Origin of the sequence: Pseudodesulfovibrio sp. S3, assembly GCF_004025585.1 — a bacterium.
GTDB lineage: Bacteria > Desulfobacterota > Desulfovibrionia > Desulfovibrionales > Desulfovibrionaceae > Pseudodesulfovibrio.
The window spans coordinates 25628-40890 of the sequence record NZ_QTZO01000014.1 but is presented as its reverse complement, the minus strand read 5'-3'; the positions used below and the strand labels follow the sequence as shown (position 1 = coordinate 40890).

Annotated in this window: 12 protein-coding genes and 1 riboswitch; of the genes, 7 read left to right on the top strand and 5 right to left on the bottom strand. The window is 57.9% G+C overall.

Annotation, left to right across the window (positions count from 1 at the left end; genetic code table 11):
• Window positions 1–101: 101 nt before the first annotated feature.
• From htpG to DWB63_RS13545, 3 genes are all read left to right on the top strand, one after another.
• Complete coding sequence (htpG, locus tag DWB63_RS13555; RefSeq protein ID WP_128329387.1) at window positions 102–1991, top strand: molecular chaperone HtpG; 1890 nt, start codon at window positions 102–104, stop codon at window positions 1989–1991.
• A 186-nt stretch (window positions 1992–2177) separates the two neighbouring features.
• Complete coding sequence (locus DWB63_RS13550; RefSeq protein WP_241648850.1) at window positions 2178–3827, top strand: methyl-accepting chemotaxis protein; 1650 nt, start codon at window positions 2178–2180, stop codon at window positions 3825–3827.
• 181 nt (window positions 3828–4008) lie between these two features.
• Window positions 4009–4371: a hypothetical protein gene (locus tag DWB63_RS13545; protein ID WP_128329386.1), complete on the top strand. Its 363-nt coding sequence runs from the start codon at window positions 4009–4011 to the stop codon at window positions 4369–4371.
• A gap of 163 nt (window positions 4372–4534) precedes the next feature.
• On the opposite strand, the gene DWB63_RS13540 is transcribed toward DWB63_RS13545, so the two are convergent.
• Window positions 4535–4762 (bottom strand): flagellar biosynthesis anti-sigma factor FlgM, encoded by a 228-nt coding sequence (locus tag DWB63_RS13540; RefSeq protein WP_128329385.1) that lies wholly within the window; start codon window positions 4760–4762, stop codon window positions 4535–4537.
• Window positions 4763–5101: 339 nt separating this feature from the next.
• On the opposite strand from DWB63_RS13540, the gene DWB63_RS13535 reads away from it, so the two are divergent.
• A complete protein-coding gene (locus DWB63_RS13535) occupies window positions 5102–6808 on the top strand; it encodes a glycosyltransferase (protein ID WP_128329384.1) in 1707 nt (568 codons plus the stop codon).
• Here the strand turns inward: DWB63_RS13535 and DWB63_RS13530 are convergent.
• Window positions 6792–7211, bottom strand: a complete 420-nt coding sequence (locus DWB63_RS13530; RefSeq protein ID WP_206613172.1) for a tautomerase family protein — start codon at window positions 7209–7211, stop codon at window positions 6792–6794. The two genes, DWB63_RS13535 and DWB63_RS13530, sit on opposite strands and share 17 nt — an antisense overlap.
• Window positions 7212–7459: 248 nt before the next feature.
• Here DWB63_RS13530 and DWB63_RS13525 point away from each other — a divergent pair, with 248 nt between their 5' ends.
• On the top strand, window positions 7460–8650 hold the full coding sequence (locus DWB63_RS13525; protein ID WP_128329382.1) for a PhoH family protein: 1191 nt from the start codon (window positions 7460–7462) through the stop codon (window positions 8648–8650).
• 54 nt (window positions 8651–8704) lie between these two features.
• Window positions 8705–9829, top strand: coding sequence for a lytic transglycosylase domain-containing protein (locus DWB63_RS13520; RefSeq protein WP_128329381.1), 1125 nt, complete (start codon window positions 8705–8707; stop codon window positions 9827–9829).
• Window positions 9830–9968: 139 nt separating this feature from the next.
• Here DWB63_RS13520 and uvrA read toward each other — a convergent pair whose 3' ends face one another.
• The gene (gene uvrA, locus DWB63_RS13515; RefSeq protein WP_128329380.1) at window positions 9969–12737 is read right to left on the bottom strand and encodes an excinuclease ABC subunit UvrA; all 2769 of its coding nucleotides are present in this window, start codon (window positions 12735–12737) and stop codon (window positions 9969–9971) included.
• A gap of 73 nt (window positions 12738–12810) precedes the next feature.
• Complete coding sequence (locus tag DWB63_RS13510) at window positions 12811–13182, bottom strand: hypothetical protein (protein ID WP_128329379.1); 372 nt, start codon at window positions 13180–13182, stop codon at window positions 12811–12813.
• 173 nt (window positions 13183–13355) lie between these two features.
• Window positions 13356–13430: riboswitch (cyclic di-GMP riboswitch) on the top strand.
• A gap of 66 nt (window positions 13431–13496) precedes the next feature.
• On the opposite strand from DWB63_RS13510, the gene DWB63_RS13505 reads away from it, so the two are divergent.
• Window positions 13497–14504 (top strand): HD domain-containing phosphohydrolase, encoded by a 1008-nt coding sequence (locus tag DWB63_RS13505; RefSeq protein WP_128329378.1) that lies wholly within the window; start codon window positions 13497–13499, stop codon window positions 14502–14504.
• Between the two features lie 337 nt (window positions 14505–14841).
• Here DWB63_RS13505 and DWB63_RS13500 read toward each other — a convergent pair whose 3' ends face one another.
• A complete protein-coding gene (locus DWB63_RS13500) occupies window positions 14842–15171 on the bottom strand; it encodes a carboxymuconolactone decarboxylase family protein (RefSeq protein ID WP_128329377.1) in 330 nt (109 codons plus the stop codon).
• Window positions 15172–15263: the final 92 nt, after the last annotated feature.

Sequence of the window (15263 nt, the reverse complement as noted above, 5' to 3'; positions counted from 1 at the left end):
CTGATTTTCCCGAACACTCTCTCCTTACTGCAAGTCCCGCCGGGAGAGCCAAGCGGCTCCTCCGGCGGGCGTTCATATCATTTGATTCGGAGGTTGTTTCAATGGGCAAAAAAACCACCCATAAATTTAAGGCCGAGGTCAGCCAGCTCCTGGATATCCTGGTTCACTCACTGTACACGAACAAGGAAATCTTCCTGCGCGAACTCATTTCCAATGCGTCCGATGCCTTGGAGAAGGTCCGCTTCAAGGCTCAGAGTGACGGTGCAAGCGATGAAGCTGCTCCGGAAATCCGCATTACAGTCGACGCTGAGGCCAAGACCCTGACCATTACGGATACGGGTATCGGCATGACCCGCGATGAGCTGATGCGAAACATCGGCACCATCGCCCATTCCGGCACTGCGGAATTGGCGCGTCTGGCAGAAGAGGGCAAGGAATCGCTGGATTCCCTTATCGGCCGCTTCGGCGTGGGTTTCTATTCCGTGTACATGGTGGCCGACGAGGTCACGGTGATTACCCGCAGCATCGACCCCGAGGCCAAGGCCGTGGCCTGGACGTCCGACGGACGCACGGACTACAAGCTTCAGGAACTGGACGAGGACCGTCCGCACGGAACCGAGATCACGGTCAGCCTGAAGGAAGACCTGGCAAGCCAGTTCACCAATGAGGCTCATCTCAAGGCCGTGGTCAACCGGCATTCGAACTTCATCAATTTCCCCATCTTCGTTGGGGAGAACCGGGTCAACACCATTTCGGCCCTGTGGCGTGAACCCAAGTTCCAGATTACGCCCGAGCAGTACGCCGAGTTCTACAAGTTCCTGACTTTTGATTCCGAGGCCCCCTTTGACACGCTGCATGCTTCTGTGGATGCGCCGGTGCAGTTCAACGCCCTCATGTTCATTCCGAAGTTCGGTAACGATCCCTTTGGGCTGGGCCGGGAAAATCGCGGCCTGGATCTGTACGTGCGCCGGGTGCTCATCGAGAAGCAGAACAAGGATCTGCTCCCCGAATACCTGAGCTTCGTCAAGGGCGTGGTGGATACCGAAGACCTGCCCTTGAACATTTCCCGCGAGACGCTTCAGGACAACATCCTCATACGCAAGATCAGTTCCACCCTGGTCAAGCAGGTTCTGGATCATCTGGGCAAGATAGCCAAGGACAATGCGGAGCGGTACAACGAGTTCTGGCATGCCCACGGCGAGCTGTTCAAGGCGGGCTATATGGACTTTCTGAACAAGGACAAGTTCAGCGGCCTGGTACGGTTCAATTCCTCGACCTCCGAAGACGACAAGGGCTTGACCTCCTTTGCCGACTACATCTCGCGGGCCAAGGAAGAGCAGAAGGAAATCTACTACGCTTACGGTCCCAGTCGGCAGGCGCTTGAGCTTTCTCCGCACCTGGAGGTGTTCCGCAGGAAAGGCATCGAGGTGCTGTACCTGTTTGAACCCATCGACGAGTTTGTCATGGACGCCCTGCGCGAGTTTGACGGCTTTGCCCTGGTTTCGGCAGAACATGCGGACATGACCAAACTCGACAAGTTCGAGTCCAGCGAAAAGGAAGACAGGCCCGAGGCGTTGACCGAAGACCAGAAGACCACCCTGGGCAAGCTGCTGGCCCGCATCAAGGAAGTGCTCGGCGAGAGCGTCACCGAGGTCAAAGCCTCCGCAAGACTGTCGGATTCCCCGGTCTGCCTGGCCAACCCCGACGGCAACGTGACTTCATCCATGGACAAGATCATGCGTGTCATGAGCAAGGATACCTCCATCCCCAAGAAGGTGCTGGAGATCAACCCAGACCATGCATTGGTCCGTAACATGTTGACTATCTTCAACAAGGACGAGAATGATCCCTTCATCGAGCAGGCCGCCAATCAGCTTTTCGAATCTGCTTTGTTGCTCGAGGGCTACCTGACAGACCCTCACGCACTGGTTGGCCGGGTGCAGGAGTTGTTGACCAAGTCCAGTGGCTGGTACGTGGAAACGAACAAGTAGTTTTCTCGTAAAACTTCAAAGAACAGCAAGTCCGAGCAGGTTCAAAACCTGCTCGGACTTTTTTATGTGCTTACACTTCTGTATTGTGCGAAAATCGAAGATTCTAATATCTATAACGGAATAGATCGATTAATACGATAGTTAGGCTGTGCTAATTCAGTGCAACTGTACTCACAAGAGGGGAATATGTTGAGAAATTTTGGTATAAAAACACGGATTTTCGCGCTGCTGGTGCTGCTCATCTTGTCAACACTGCTGGCCAGCGGAGCGTTCTGGATGGGGATGGTCAACCTGTCTGAAACCGGAATCGATCAAGCTGAAACCGCCATGATTGAAGGGTTTGAGCGCACATTGAAGTATTCAGTGCAAACCCTGGCCACCAAGGTGGGGGATGCGATCGTCAAGGCCGAAGCCAACGGTGAAGATCGGGTCAAGACCATTCAGGCCGAGTTGCAGGAGTCCCGGTATGGCGAGGACGGATATTATTTTGCCTATGACACCAAGGGAGTGAACATAGCTCACCCGTTGAGGCCTGATTATCCCGGCAAATCGAATCTGGACAACAAGGACCAGAACGGCAAGGAATATGTTAAGGATATGATCCAGGCGGCCAAGGGCGGCGGAGGGTTCACCACCTACTGGTTCCCCAAGCCCGGCGAAAGTCAGGCATCGCCCAAGATGGCCTATTCAATGATGATTCCAGGTACCGACCTGTGGATCGCGACCGGGATTTACGTTGATGAAATCAAGAGCAAGACCGAGGTGATCAGAGAAGGACTGCACGGTTTTACCCGTTCCCTGGTCATGTGGATCGGCATCGGCATCCTTGTCGGGCTGGCCGTGGTGGTGGTCCCCTTGAGCATCCTCATTGCCAAGTCCATCATTTCCCCCATGCAGGTCTGTGTGCAGTTTGCCGAGAAGATCGCTCGCGGCGAACTCGGGAAGACCCTTGGAGACACCAGCAAGGACGAACTTGCCCAGCTTTCCGGGGCCATGGATGACATGCTCACCCAGCTCAAGAACGTGGTCATAAATGTTCAGGCCAGCAGCGCCACCGTGGCGGCTGGTGGCGAAGAACTGACTTCCTCATCCGACAGCCTGTCCCAGGGCGCAGTCCAGCAGGCGGCCGCAGTTGAGGAGGTCGCGTCCTCCATGGAGGAGATGACTTCCAATATCCAACAGAATGCCGACAATTCGCGCACCACGGAAAAGATCGCCCTCAAGGCGGCAGAGGATGCGGAAAAGGGCGGTGCCGCTGTGGCCAGCACTGTGGAATCCATGAAGCAGATCGCGGAAAAGATATCCATCGTCGAGGAAATCGCCCGGCAGACCAACTTGCTGGCGCTCAATGCGGCCATTGAGGCAGCCCGCGCCGGCGAGCACGGCAAGGGTTTTGCCGTTGTCGCCGCTGAAGTGCGCAAGCTCGCCGAACGGAGCGGCCAGGCTGCAGGCGAGATATCCGAACTTTCCGCCTCCAGCGTCCGGGTGGCCGAGCAGGCCGGGAGTATGCTTGTCCAGATGGTGCCGGACATCAAGCGTACCGCCGAGCTGGTTCAGGAGATTGCCGCAGCCACCAATGAACAGAATGAAGGCGCGACGCAGATCAACAATGCTCTTCAGGAACTGGACACCGTTGTGCAGCAAAACGCTTCGGCGTCCGAGGAAGTGGCTGCCACTTCCGAGAGCCTGGCAGGCGAAGCCGAACAACTTCAGCAGGCCGTGAGCTTCTTCCAGGTGGAGCAGTCAGGCATGGGCGCATCGGTCAGACGGCAGGTGGTCCGGAATACGCCTGCCGCGTTGCCGACAAGCGAGGAAGGAGAATTCGAGCGTTTCTAACGTTCCCGTAAAGAATGCATAAGGAGCGGATTCGAGCGGGCGCTGCCTGCTTGAATCCGTTTCTCTTTTGTGCCGTCCGCCTGAAGGCTCATGTTATAAATAAAATTACGGTTTGGTGTGAGAAGTCAGAGCGTGTTATGCAGGGGAGGCTTATCAACCTGCAAACATATGGAGGTATAGTATGCCGAACATGGATTATCCCGGGCCTTGCCCAAGTTGCATGGGAATTGACGGTTGTCCGACCGACGCCGGAAAGCAGGAAGCCGTTGCCCACTATTGCAAGGGGCTTGAGATGGAGCTCAACACTTGGAAGGCGAGATTGTATGACGTGCTCGCTTCCGAGAGCAGCGGTGATTTGGCGGATGAGATCATCCTCATCAAGTCAACGGTGAAGGAATTGGAAGCGATCGCAGCCGAAATGCAGTCCACCTGCCCGAGCAGCCTTGGGGGCCAGGAAAAGATAATTGGCGGAAAGTTGGAGGACCTCAGGGTCCATTACACCAAGGCCCTTCAAGTGCTGTCGCCGGGCTGGTTCGGCGGCTGATGAAGTTGCCGGTTTGAGTTGAAGGTTCTTGGAAACAGTCCGTATAAAGGGTTCAGAGACGATGTCTGTATTGTGAGGTAGGAAGTGCCTTGTGCGAAATGAAACGGCCAGCCCGGGAAATTCTTCCGGGGCTGGCCGCTTCAGTCTGCTGATGCTGGAGTGCTCAAAGCGTTGGGTCCATGGCCGAGGTCAGCAACCTGGCGATGTCCATGACGTCCGGCTCATAGCTGCCCGAGTTCACTTCCGCCTTGAGGCGGGCGATTTTTCGAGCACGTTCAGCGGGCGAATCCCTGTGGGACCGTTCCGACTCGGTGGCTCCGAAATCGTCGAACACCTGTTCGGTTTCTATATGGGTCGCTGTTGATGAGCGACTGTCATCATAACCCTTCATTAACCCCTCCCTGGGTTATTGAAGTCAGTGGGAAGGATGTCTCACGTCCTTCCCGAAGTCTCCCCTCATCCGTTGCGACAGCCTCTGTCCGCGTCCCTGCGGCCAACTCTCCCGCAACCGGTGGATGATTGCATTGCATGCCGGATTCAGTGCATGCGTTCACGGTTGATACTCTTATCGGCCACCGAGCCGGGAATGCTTAGGGGTGGCCTGCACTTTTGAGTGATTAATTTTATCTTTTAATATCAGATTGCTATGCGTAATTATTGATGTGAAAAACGGACGAAATCCGCTCGCTCTTACAAGTATTCCGGGAGGTTCACTCCCTCGGAGGCGGCAATGACAAAGGCACAAAAAAAAGTGTATACCCCGTCCATGCCTGCTGACATGTCACACATCTGTCTTGTCGACGCCCCTCCGCTTTTGGCGGACGCCTTTCACTCGGTCGGATATACGGTTCTCTCCCTGAAGGCATCGCCCAAGCCGTTTTTCGATTTGTCTGAAACCCTGAAAGAGCGGAATTTTTCCCCGGATCTTGTCTTGCAGGTGGAACGACTGGCGAATCGGTCCATTCTGACAGGCCTTGATCAAGTGGATTGCCCGTTGCTCTTCTGGTGCCTTGATCCTCATCTCAACTCCTCTTGGCACAGCGCGTATGCCCGGCTTTTCGATCTGGTTTGTTCTACCCAGCGGGCATGGATACCTGCCATTGCCGGACAGGGTGCTGCCGATGTCCGCTGGCTGCCGTGGTTCGGTCAGAATCTGCCGCAACAGCCCTGGGGAGAACGTGAACACGGGCTGGCATTTGTGGGCCGGGTCACTGCCCATCGTCCGGCACGCAAATGGATGGTGGAGTTCCTTGAGGAACGGGCCGCTGCCTATAATCCGGCCATTCTTCGGGAGGTTTCGTTTCCGGAGATGATGGCCCTGTATGGGCGTTCCAGGGTTATACCCAACGAGTCCATCTTCGGGGAAGTCAATTTCCGGCTTTTCGAGGGGGCGTCCAGCGGTTGCCTGGTTGTGGGCCAGGCCATCGAGGAGCAGGCAGATCTGTTCGAGCCGGGTCGGGAGATGGATACCTACGGGCACGTTGTGGAATTCGGCGAAAAACTCGACAAGTACCTGAAAAACGACCGTCTGACCGGGGTCATGGCCCGGGCCGCCCATGCCAGGGTGTTGGCCGACCACCTGCCGGAACACAGGGTTCGCCGTATCGTGGAATACGCCCGTGACGCCACGCGTAACCGGGCCACGGGAAAGGACAGTGACAAGTGGACCGCGCTTGCTGCCGGTGCCATGTGGGAAGCGGGAGTGTCCGCCATTGACGTCAAGTCCATTGCCAATCTTCTGGCCGGGGTAGGGCAGGATGCGGCGGTACTGGCCGCGACCCTTCGGTTTCAGGCTGCCGCAGGCATGGATTCCGTGCTGGAGGAAAATGTCAAGGAACTGCTCGTTTGCCCGACCCTTCCGCATTCTACGGACCTGAACCTGGCCGCATCCATGGCCGCCCTGCGCACAGGTCATTTCTCCGGCGCCAAGACCTTTTGGTATCGTCATCTTGAAAAGCGTGGAGCCAAGACGCTGCCGCCGTCAAACCCCAAGGAGCTTCTCACGCTCTGGGCCAGGGAGTTGCAGCGCATGGGCAGGGGAGTCCGGCCGGGTTTCGTCTTTGATGCCAAGCGCCACCTTCCCGGCGTGGCCGTGGAATGTTTGCTGATGATCTTGTCCGGGGAGCCGGAAGACCTGCCCACGCTGCGTTTGCTGGATTCCCTGGTTCGCCCGGTCATGGGGTTGGAACAGGCTCGGGTCGGTTTCCTCTCCATCCTGACCCTTTTCGAGCGCAAGGATTGGCGGTTGGCCCTGGAGATCGCCCTGGCCAACCTGAAGTCCTATCGGCTCGAATCCGGCCTTGAGGAACTGCATCTCGCCCTGGTGATCGCCCGAGAACAGGGGCAGGAATCCGCTTTCATGCGGGTGCTCAGGGGACGCGACCCGTCGGGACTGTTGGCTAAGGCCGTGTGCGGACAGCCTACACGTCTATCCTGAACCCGAAATCGATGTCGCAGGCGGCCTGTCCGCCCCGGATGCCCCAGTTTTCCATGGGCAGGTCGTTGACGATGATGAACACTTCTTGCGGTGTCACGCCGCACGCCTCCAAATTGCGCACAACGGCCCGGTAGAGTTCCCGCTTGGCCTCCACGCTTCGACCGGAAAAGGCCTTGATCTCGACAAGGATATCATTGGGACTGCGGGAGACATCCCAGTTCTCGCGGGGAATCTCGTTGATGAACTGGTAGCGGTCGTTCTCGGGAATGCCGAAGGCGTGGACAAGGGCGGCGTGGACACCGTCCAGAATCCGTTGCTTCTGCTCACCGGTGCGGCCCGGCTGCATGGTCAGGGTGGTCAGGGGCATGATCTTCTCCTTATGGTCGGTATCCTTATCCGGCATGGGTTTCAGGGGCAAGCCCCTGTCGCGGACATGTGCCTTTCAACGCGATTGTCACGGACTTGCCATGCAGGACCGGGCATTGTCAGGCAAGTTCGTTCTAGACTTTTTCTCGAAAAATGGTCATGGTTGCGTTACCAACAGAAATCCCAATGGAGGTGCCAATGAAGTTGATTCACTGATTTCCGGCCACGTGGACCGAGTCGTGATAAAAAAACAGGAATCAATCTCAACCCATCGGACGGGGGATTATGGCCCAGAAGCATTTCGTCCTCGACACCAACGTCCTTATTGAAAATCCCAAATGCATCACCGCCCTGCGCAATGGGGTGGAAAACCAGATATACATCCCGTATACCGTCCTGCACGAGCTGGACGGACTGAAGAAAGACCCGCGTATCGGCCACATCGTCTCACAGGCGGTGCGGGCCATTCTCGAAGACGAAGACGTCAACATCTTCCCCCCGGATTTTGCACAGACCCTCACGGACGACGTGTTGGACGACCGCATTCTCAAGGAAATCATGCATGTGGGGCCGGAAGAAGCCACGCTCATCACCAATGACCGCATTCTCCAGATCAAGGCCAAGTGCTACGGTATCCCTTCCGAGCAGTATCTCGATTCCGACCCGTTCCGGTCCGAATCCCAGCGTTATACCGGCTTTGTGGAGGAGGGCGAGGACATTGTTCGCAACTGCTTTCGCTGGGAGAACGGCACCCCGATCTTCCATGGGCCTGATGGTCCCAAGGAGATCGGGTACACCCATGAGATATGGGGCGTGAAGCCGCGCAGCGTCTATCAGAATCTCGCTTTGGAGCTGATGCTCAGCGACGGCATCGATCTGGTTTCCATCCAGTCTGAAGCGGGCTACGGCAAGACCTTCCTTTCCCTGGCCGCCGCCCTCTACCTGATGCTGGAGCGCAAGGACAATCCCTACCGCAAGATCTATCTGGTCAAGCCGGTGGTGGAGATCGGCGCCAAGATGGGTTATCTGCCCGGCGACATCGAAGAAAAAATGCTGCCATACATCAAGTATGTGCAGGATTTGCTCATCAAGCTGCACGACATCCGGCCCGCCAACCGTATTTTTGCGGACGCAAACAATGACTCGTTCAAGTTCAACCCCAAGAAGTTCGAAGTTCAGCCCGTGGCTTTCCTGCGCGGCATGAACATCGAAAACGCGGTGGTCATCGTGGACGAGATGCAGAACCTGTCGCGCGGCGAGACCCGCGCCCTGCTCACCCGCATGGGTGAAGGCGTGAAGTGTATCTGCCTGGGCGACACCCGGCAGGTGGACAATCCGTACCTCAACGAGTCCAACAACGGTCTTAACTGGACAGTGCGCAAGCTCAAGGGGTATAAGAACTATGCGCATATGGTTCTCAAGGGCGACCGCTCGCGCGGCCCGATCACGGACATTGTGCTGAAATCCAAACTGTAATGAAAGAATCCCGCACCGGACCGGGTCCGGTGCGGGCATCACGGAGAATCCTCCTTGCCCAGACGGCTTCCACTCATCCCGTTCGCAGCGGGCCTCTTCCTGTTCTGTTGGGCGTTTCTGTTTCCTGCCGGGGTCAGTGCCCAGCAGCCGGCCATGCTTTCCCCAATGCAGATTGCAGCCTTTCCCTCCCTGGAATCGGCCATCCGCATCAAGGGTCCGCTTGATTTTTGCGGCGAATTCGTGCCGCTGCATCTGCCAGAGGTGCGGGAGCGGCTGGAAAAGGAACTCCTGCTCATGCTCTGGGACCGGGCCCAGGTCATCCTCTGGCTCAAGCGAACGGGCCGCTATTTCCCGCATATCGAGACCGTGCTCAAAGGCGCGAACATGCCCGACGATCTCAAGTTCATCGCCGTCATCGAGTCCGCGCTCAAACCCGAGGCCGGTTCCAACCGGGGTGCGTGCGGTGTTTGGCAGTTCATCAGTTCCACGGGGCGCAATTACGATCTGGTGGTGGACAGCTATTTCGACGAGCGCCGGAATTTCTTTTTTTCCACCAGGGCCGCCTCTCAATATCTGAGAGACCTGCACGGCCAGTTCGACTCCTGGACCCTGGCCTGCGCCGCCTACAACATGGGCGAACAGGGGCTTGAGCGGCAGATCAAGAAGCAGGAGGTCAAGGACTACTATCACCTTCACCTGCCGGATGAGACCGAGCGTTACATCCTGCGTGCCATTGCGGCCAAGCTCATCCTGACCGATCCCGCACGGTACGGCTTTGATCTCCGCCCCGAGGATTATTACACTCCGGCCAAGTTCGACCGCATCAAGCTCAAGGCCAAGTTCCCGACGCCGTTGACCATCGTGGCCAAGGCCGCCAACACCTATTACAAGAATATCCGGGATCTGAACCCGCAGCTCTTGAGCGACATCATCCCCATGGGCCAGCATGTCATCTTCCTGCCCGAGGGGGCGGCCGAGGATTTTTCCGACCGCTACCAGCCGCTCATGGCCAAGTACCGCGAGACCCTCCAGCCAGATTCCTATGTGGTCAAACGCGGCGACTCCCTGACGATCATCGCTCACAGGCACAACATGTCGCTGTACCAGCTGTGCAAGCTCAACGGCCTGAGCCAGAAATCCACCATTCGTCCCGGCCAGACGCTGCGCGTCAGCCAGTAACCGGATTGTGGAGAGCTGGCTGTTTCGCCTGTCTCGGAGCCATGCCTTTTTATCGGGGCACTTTCTGTTTTGGCAATCCATATAAAAAAAGAGGGACGCTCAGCGCCCCTCTTTTTTTAATCGATATATCAGAGAATAATCACCTGACAAGAAACTGTCCGGTCACGCTCTCGGGGTTCTCGATGATCTCTTCAGGCGTGCCCGAGGCCACGATCCGGCCGCCGTGTTCGCCGCCGCCGGGACCGAGGTCGATGACGTGATCCGAGGCCATGATGACGTCGGTGTTGTGTTCGATGACGATGACCGTGGCGTTCTTGTCCACCAGGGCGTGGAGTACGCGGATGAGTTTGCCGACCTCGTGCATGTGCAGGCCGGTGGTAGGCTCGTCCAGGATGTAGAGCGCTCCGGGCAGGCTGCGTTTGCCGAGTTCGCGGGATATCTTGATGCGCTGGGCCTCGCCGCCGGACAACGTGGTGGCAGGCTGGCCGAGCTTCACGTATTCGAGGCCGACCTGGGCGAGCACGTCGAGCTTGCGCATGAGCGCCGGATGGTTGGCGAAAAAATCTCGCGCCTGGCGCACGGTCATGTCCAGCACATCGGCGATGTTCTTGCCCCGGTATTCTACTTCCAGGGTCTGGGCGTTGTAGCGTTTGCCCTTGCAGGTCTCGCAGGTGACGTAGACGTCGGGCAGGAAGTGCATCTCCACGCGAATCTGGCCGTCACCCTTGCACGCTTCACAGCGTCCGCCCTTGACGTTGAAGGAGAACCGCCCCGGCTGGTAGCCGCGCTTCCGGGCCTCCTTGGACCCGGTGAATATCTTGCGGATTTCATCGAATATCTTGGTGTAGGTGGCCGGGTTGGAGCGCGGGGTTCGGCCAATGGGCGACTGGTCGATGGAAATGACCTTTTCGATCTTGTCCAGCCCGTTGATGCCGCCGATCTTGCCGGGGTTGTTCGCTTTCTGTCCGCGATGCAGGAGCAGATGCTTGTACATGGAATCCATGACCAGCGAAGACTTGCCCGAGCCGGACACCCCGGTCACGCAGGTCATGACCCCGAGCGGGATGTCCACGTCCAGGTTCTTGAGGTTGTTGGTCTGGACGTTCTTGAGCGTGATGAACCCCTTGGCCTTGCGCCGGGTCTCGGGCGGCTCGATGAACATGTCCCCGCGCAGGTATTTGCCGGTCAGGGTGTCTGCCTTGAGCAGCTTGTCCACCGGCCCCTGAAAAACCACTTCGCCGCCGAGCCAGCCGGAACTGGGACCGATCTCGATGACGTGATCGGCATGGAGGATGGTCGGTTCGTCGTGTTCGACCACGAGCACGGTATTGCCGCGCGCCTGAAGGGACCGCAGGGTATCGAGCAACCGCTTGTTGTCGCGCGGGTGCAGGCCGATGGACGGCTCGTCCAGCACGTAGGTCACGCCCACCAGGCCGGAGCCGAGTTGGGAGGCGAGCCGGATGCGCTGGGCCTCGCCGCCGGACAGGGTGGCCATGTTCCGGCCCAGGGAGAGGTATTCCAAGCCCACGTTGACCATGAAGCCGAGGCGGTGGGTCAGCTCCTTGAGGAGCGGTTCGGAAATGAGGGTGTCGTGGCCGGAGAAGGTCAGGTCATTCAACCAGTCCAGGGCGCGTTGGATGGACATGTCCGTGAATTCGAACATGTTCTTGTCGGCCACGCGCACGGCCAGGGCCTCGGGCTTGAGCCGCGCCCCTTCGCAGGTCGGGCAAGGGCGTGATTGCTGGAACTGGGCGGTCCAGTGGTCCCAGACCCCGGACTGCTGCTGGCCGTATTCGAGGATGGGCACGATGCCGGGCCAGCCCGTTTCCGGGCTGCCGTGAAAGAGTGCGCTCCACGCCTCCTCGGAATAGTCTTCGAGCGGCGTATCCAGGGTGAAGCCGTGTTGCTTGCCGAGTTTCTTCAGTTGCGGGCCGTACTGTTCCTGGCGGTAGGCGGACTTCCACGGGATGACACCGCCCTGATTCAGGGAAAGGCCCTTGTTGGGCGCGATCAGGTCCGGCTCGAAATATTCCACGAAGCCCAGGCCGTTGCAGTTGGGGCAGGCCCCCTGGGGCGAGTTGAAGGAAAAGAGCTGCGGCGTCAGGCGCGGCATGGATATCTTGCAGGCAGGGCAGGTGGACAGCGTGGACATGAAGGTGTCGCCGGGCGTGTCCCCGCCGACCACGGACACGATCATGCGTTCGTCGCCGCGTTCCAGGGCCAGTTCCACGGAGTCGGCCAGCCGCTTCTTGATGTTGTCCTTGATGACCAGCCGGTCCACCACCAGTTCGATGGTGTGTTTCTTGTGCTTTTCAAGCTCGGGCACTTCGTCCAGGGAGAAAAGTTCTCCGCCGATGCGTACGCGCACGAAACCCTCTTTCTTGAGCTTGGCGAACAGATCCTTGTGGGTGCCCTTTTGGTGGTCGACAAGGGGAGCCAGGAGCATGAATTTGGTGCCTTCGGCCATGGCCAGGATGGCCTTCACGATTTCGTCCGTGGTCTGGGCCTCGATGGGCTTGCCGCAGGACGGGCAGTAGTACTTGCCCAGCCGGGCATAGAACACGCGCAGGAAATCGTAGACCTCGGTCACCGTGCCCACGGTGGAGCGCGGGTTGCGGGTGGCGGTCTGCTGCTCCAGCGAGATGGCCGGGGAAAGTCCCTCGACCTTGTCCACATCCGGTTTGTCCATCTGCGGCAGGAACTGACGCGCGTAGGCGGACAGGGATTCCACGTACCGGCGCTGGCCTTCGGCGTAGACGATGTCGAACGCGAGCGTGGACTTGCCCGAACCGGACGGACCGCAGACCACGACCAACTGGTCGCGGGGAATATCCAGGGTCAGGTTCTTGAGATTGTGGTGCCGGGCGCCTTCTATGTGAATGACTTTGTTGTCGGTGGTTTTGGTCATTTTGGGAGAGTAACCATTCTCAGGTTGAAGGCAAGCATGGGGATAGAAATGATGGGAATAATCAAGCCGAACACTAGGCTGTCAGCCAATGGGAAGCGCTCTTCACGTCGGTGAACATCCGATATCTGAACCCCCGGTTCAGCAACACGGTCTCGAAGGTTCGAGCCACAGGCCTGTTGTCCTGGGCGCATACCACTGCTACGCGGCGTCTGGGGAAACCGTTGAGAGATTCCGTCAGTCTTTTCGACAGGATCACGGCATCGAAGCAGGTAGCATGGCCTGTCAATTCCTGCTCCTGAAGCAGGATGCACTTGCTGCCCAGACGTTCCGCTTCGGCCAGAACCGCCTCAACATAGCCGGCGAGGTCTTCAAAATTATCGATACTTCCCCGAGCATCGACCTGCAGGAACGCGTCGCGATCCGTGAATTCAAGCTGACATGGCATGTTTTTACCTAAATATTCTCAAAATGACTGACGCCCAATTATGAAAAGTACAGAGATACAAGTAAAGGATAATCAAGTGTTCATTGCATCCGGGAAGTTCCCTTGACTTGGTCGCCCGGCTCGGCAGGAGAGACCGCCCTTTACAGCCCGTATGGCAGCGGGTATGTTATTCGTTGAAACAAAGCCAAACCCGTTGCGAGGCGGGGACGGAAAGCCACGGGCCTCTTGCAGGCAGCCGGGTTGCCACAGCTCTTCCGATGTCCGTCGTGATTTCGTACCGCTCAGGCATCCCCGCCTTTCATCAAGGAGAACGCATGAGCAACATTCCATCCGCCGGGAACGGCAATATCAGTAAAACCCCTTCGTTGGACGAAAACCTGGTCAAGGTGTCCCCCTATATGGTCATCCCTTCCAGGGTGGGAGGCTTTTCCCTGTATCTGAAGCAGGAAGGCAAGCTGGTGCTCTATGCGGAAAAGGGCGAGCTGTTCACGGACGAGCACAAGGAGCGGTTGTCCCTGCTCGGCGTGAAGCATCTGTACGTCAAGGGTGCGGACTACCGTCACTTCATGAACTACCTTCAGGACAACATCCTGGAGCTGTTGGACAACGAATCCATCCCCGTGACCGAACGGGCCAGGGTGTGGAACGACGCCACCGTGTCCATTGCCAGGGAAGCCTTTGACCGGTCCCTTCCTTCGCCCATAGACAAACGGCAGTTCAAACGCATCCGGGCGATTATTTCCAATTCGCTGAAATTCCTTGCGAGAGAGGACGCCCTGAAGGAACTGTCCAGGTTTATCAAAGAAGGTGACGAATCCTATCGCCACGGTATCGGAGTCATGGTGCTGACCATCACCACCCTGTGTTCCTTCATGAAGGAGGATTCCGAAACACTGGTGGCTGTGGGCATGGGAGCCATCCTGCACGACATCGGTAAAATGGAGTTGCCGCAGGATCTGTTCACCAAGAAATTCGACAACCTGAGCCGGGCGGACAAAGACCTGGTCAAGTCCCATCCCGCTCTGGGCGTGAGTCTGTGCTCCTCCATGCCCCTGCCCCAGGAAGCGCTGCAATGCATCCTGTTCCATCATGAGCGTGAGGACGGACTGGGCTACCCCTCCGGGTCCACGGGTGCGATGCTGCCTTCCTACGTCAAGGTCTTGAGCCTGTGCAACGAATACGACAACCTGACCCGTGGCAAGGAAGGCCGGAGAATGACCCCGTTCGAGGCCCTGACCCACATCAAGTCCATGCGCAATGCCTATGACAAGGAAATGCTCAGGCGGCTCATATCCGTTCTTGCAAAGGCCGACCTCACGTAAATCCCCGCCTGGGACGGCCCTCTTTCCCGGTTGCGTTGAATCCTCGGCACAGCGGAGCTGCTCCCGTGCAGAACACTGACCAGGACAAGGCTCATCTGATCCGGCCCCCCTTGGCAAGACCATGCGACAACGGCGTGCCATATCTGAATATGACGCGCCGTTATCGTCGCGATTCGATTCCAGCCCCTGTTTCAACCAACACCCGGAGGTCGGAGAGAGTGGGCAGATGTGCCGATTTTCCGGCTTCGGCCGCTCCGCAAGCATGCCCCGGCAGGCAGAGGCAAGGCCGAAAGATGTGGGCACGGCCTGCTGTCGCACGCTGTCCCCACAGGAAATACTATTCGTAGAGCTTGTCCACTTCCTCGTACACGTACCGCATGTACATCATCTTGGGCGAGCCGCCCATGGCCACGGCCAACAGCCCGGCGTCGATGATCTCGTCCCTGGAGGCGCCGTGGGTGACGGCGTTCTGCACGTGCAGCGAGATACACATGTCGCACTGGGTCAGGATGGAGCAGGCGATGAGGATCAGGGACTGGTACTTGTCCTCAATGGCGCTGCCTTTCTTGATGGCGGCAGTGAACCCCTGGTACGCCTTGAAGACATCCCGACGGTTCTTGTTCATCTGACGGAAAAGTTCAGTTGCTTTTTCAGCGGGTTCCGGCATGGCAGCCTCCTGTTTGGTAGAGTCCGGTCCAGGAGAACATCTCCTGGACCGGGCCTATGAGAGGGAGAGAGTCCCGATTTGGGTGACCACTG

Coding starts and splice junctions, on each gene's coding strand:
- DWB63_RS13535 (WP_128329384.1), top strand. CDS start 5,102: ATGACAAAGGCACAAAAAAAAGTGTATACCCCGTCCATGCCTGCTGAC.
- uvrA (WP_128329380.1), bottom strand. CDS start 12,737: ATGACCAAAACCACCGACAACAAAGTCATTCACATAGAAGGCGCCCGG.
- DWB63_RS13550 (WP_241648850.1), top strand. CDS start 2,178: ATGTTGAGAAATTTTGGTATAAAAACACGGATTTTCGCGCTGCTGGTG.
- DWB63_RS13530 (WP_206613172.1), bottom strand. CDS start 7,211: ATGCCGGATAAGGATACCGACCATAAGGAGAAGATCATGCCCCTGACC.
- htpG (WP_128329387.1), top strand. CDS start 102: ATGGGCAAAAAAACCACCCATAAATTTAAGGCCGAGGTCAGCCAGCTC.
- DWB63_RS13540 (WP_128329385.1), bottom strand. CDS start 4,762: ATGAAGGGTTATGATGACAGTCGCTCATCAACAGCGACCCATATAGAA.
- DWB63_RS13500 (WP_128329377.1), bottom strand. CDS start 15,171: ATGCCGGAACCCGCTGAAAAAGCAACTGAACTTTTCCGTCAGATGAAC.
- DWB63_RS13510 (WP_128329379.1), bottom strand. CDS start 13,182: ATGCCATGTCAGCTTGAATTCACGGATCGCGACGCGTTCCTGCAGGTC.
- DWB63_RS13545 (WP_128329386.1), top strand. CDS start 4,009: ATGCCGAACATGGATTATCCCGGGCCTTGCCCAAGTTGCATGGGAATT.
- DWB63_RS13505 (WP_128329378.1), top strand. CDS start 13,497: ATGAGCAACATTCCATCCGCCGGGAACGGCAATATCAGTAAAACCCCT.
- DWB63_RS13525 (WP_128329382.1), top strand. CDS start 7,460: ATGGCCCAGAAGCATTTCGTCCTCGACACCAACGTCCTTATTGAAAAT.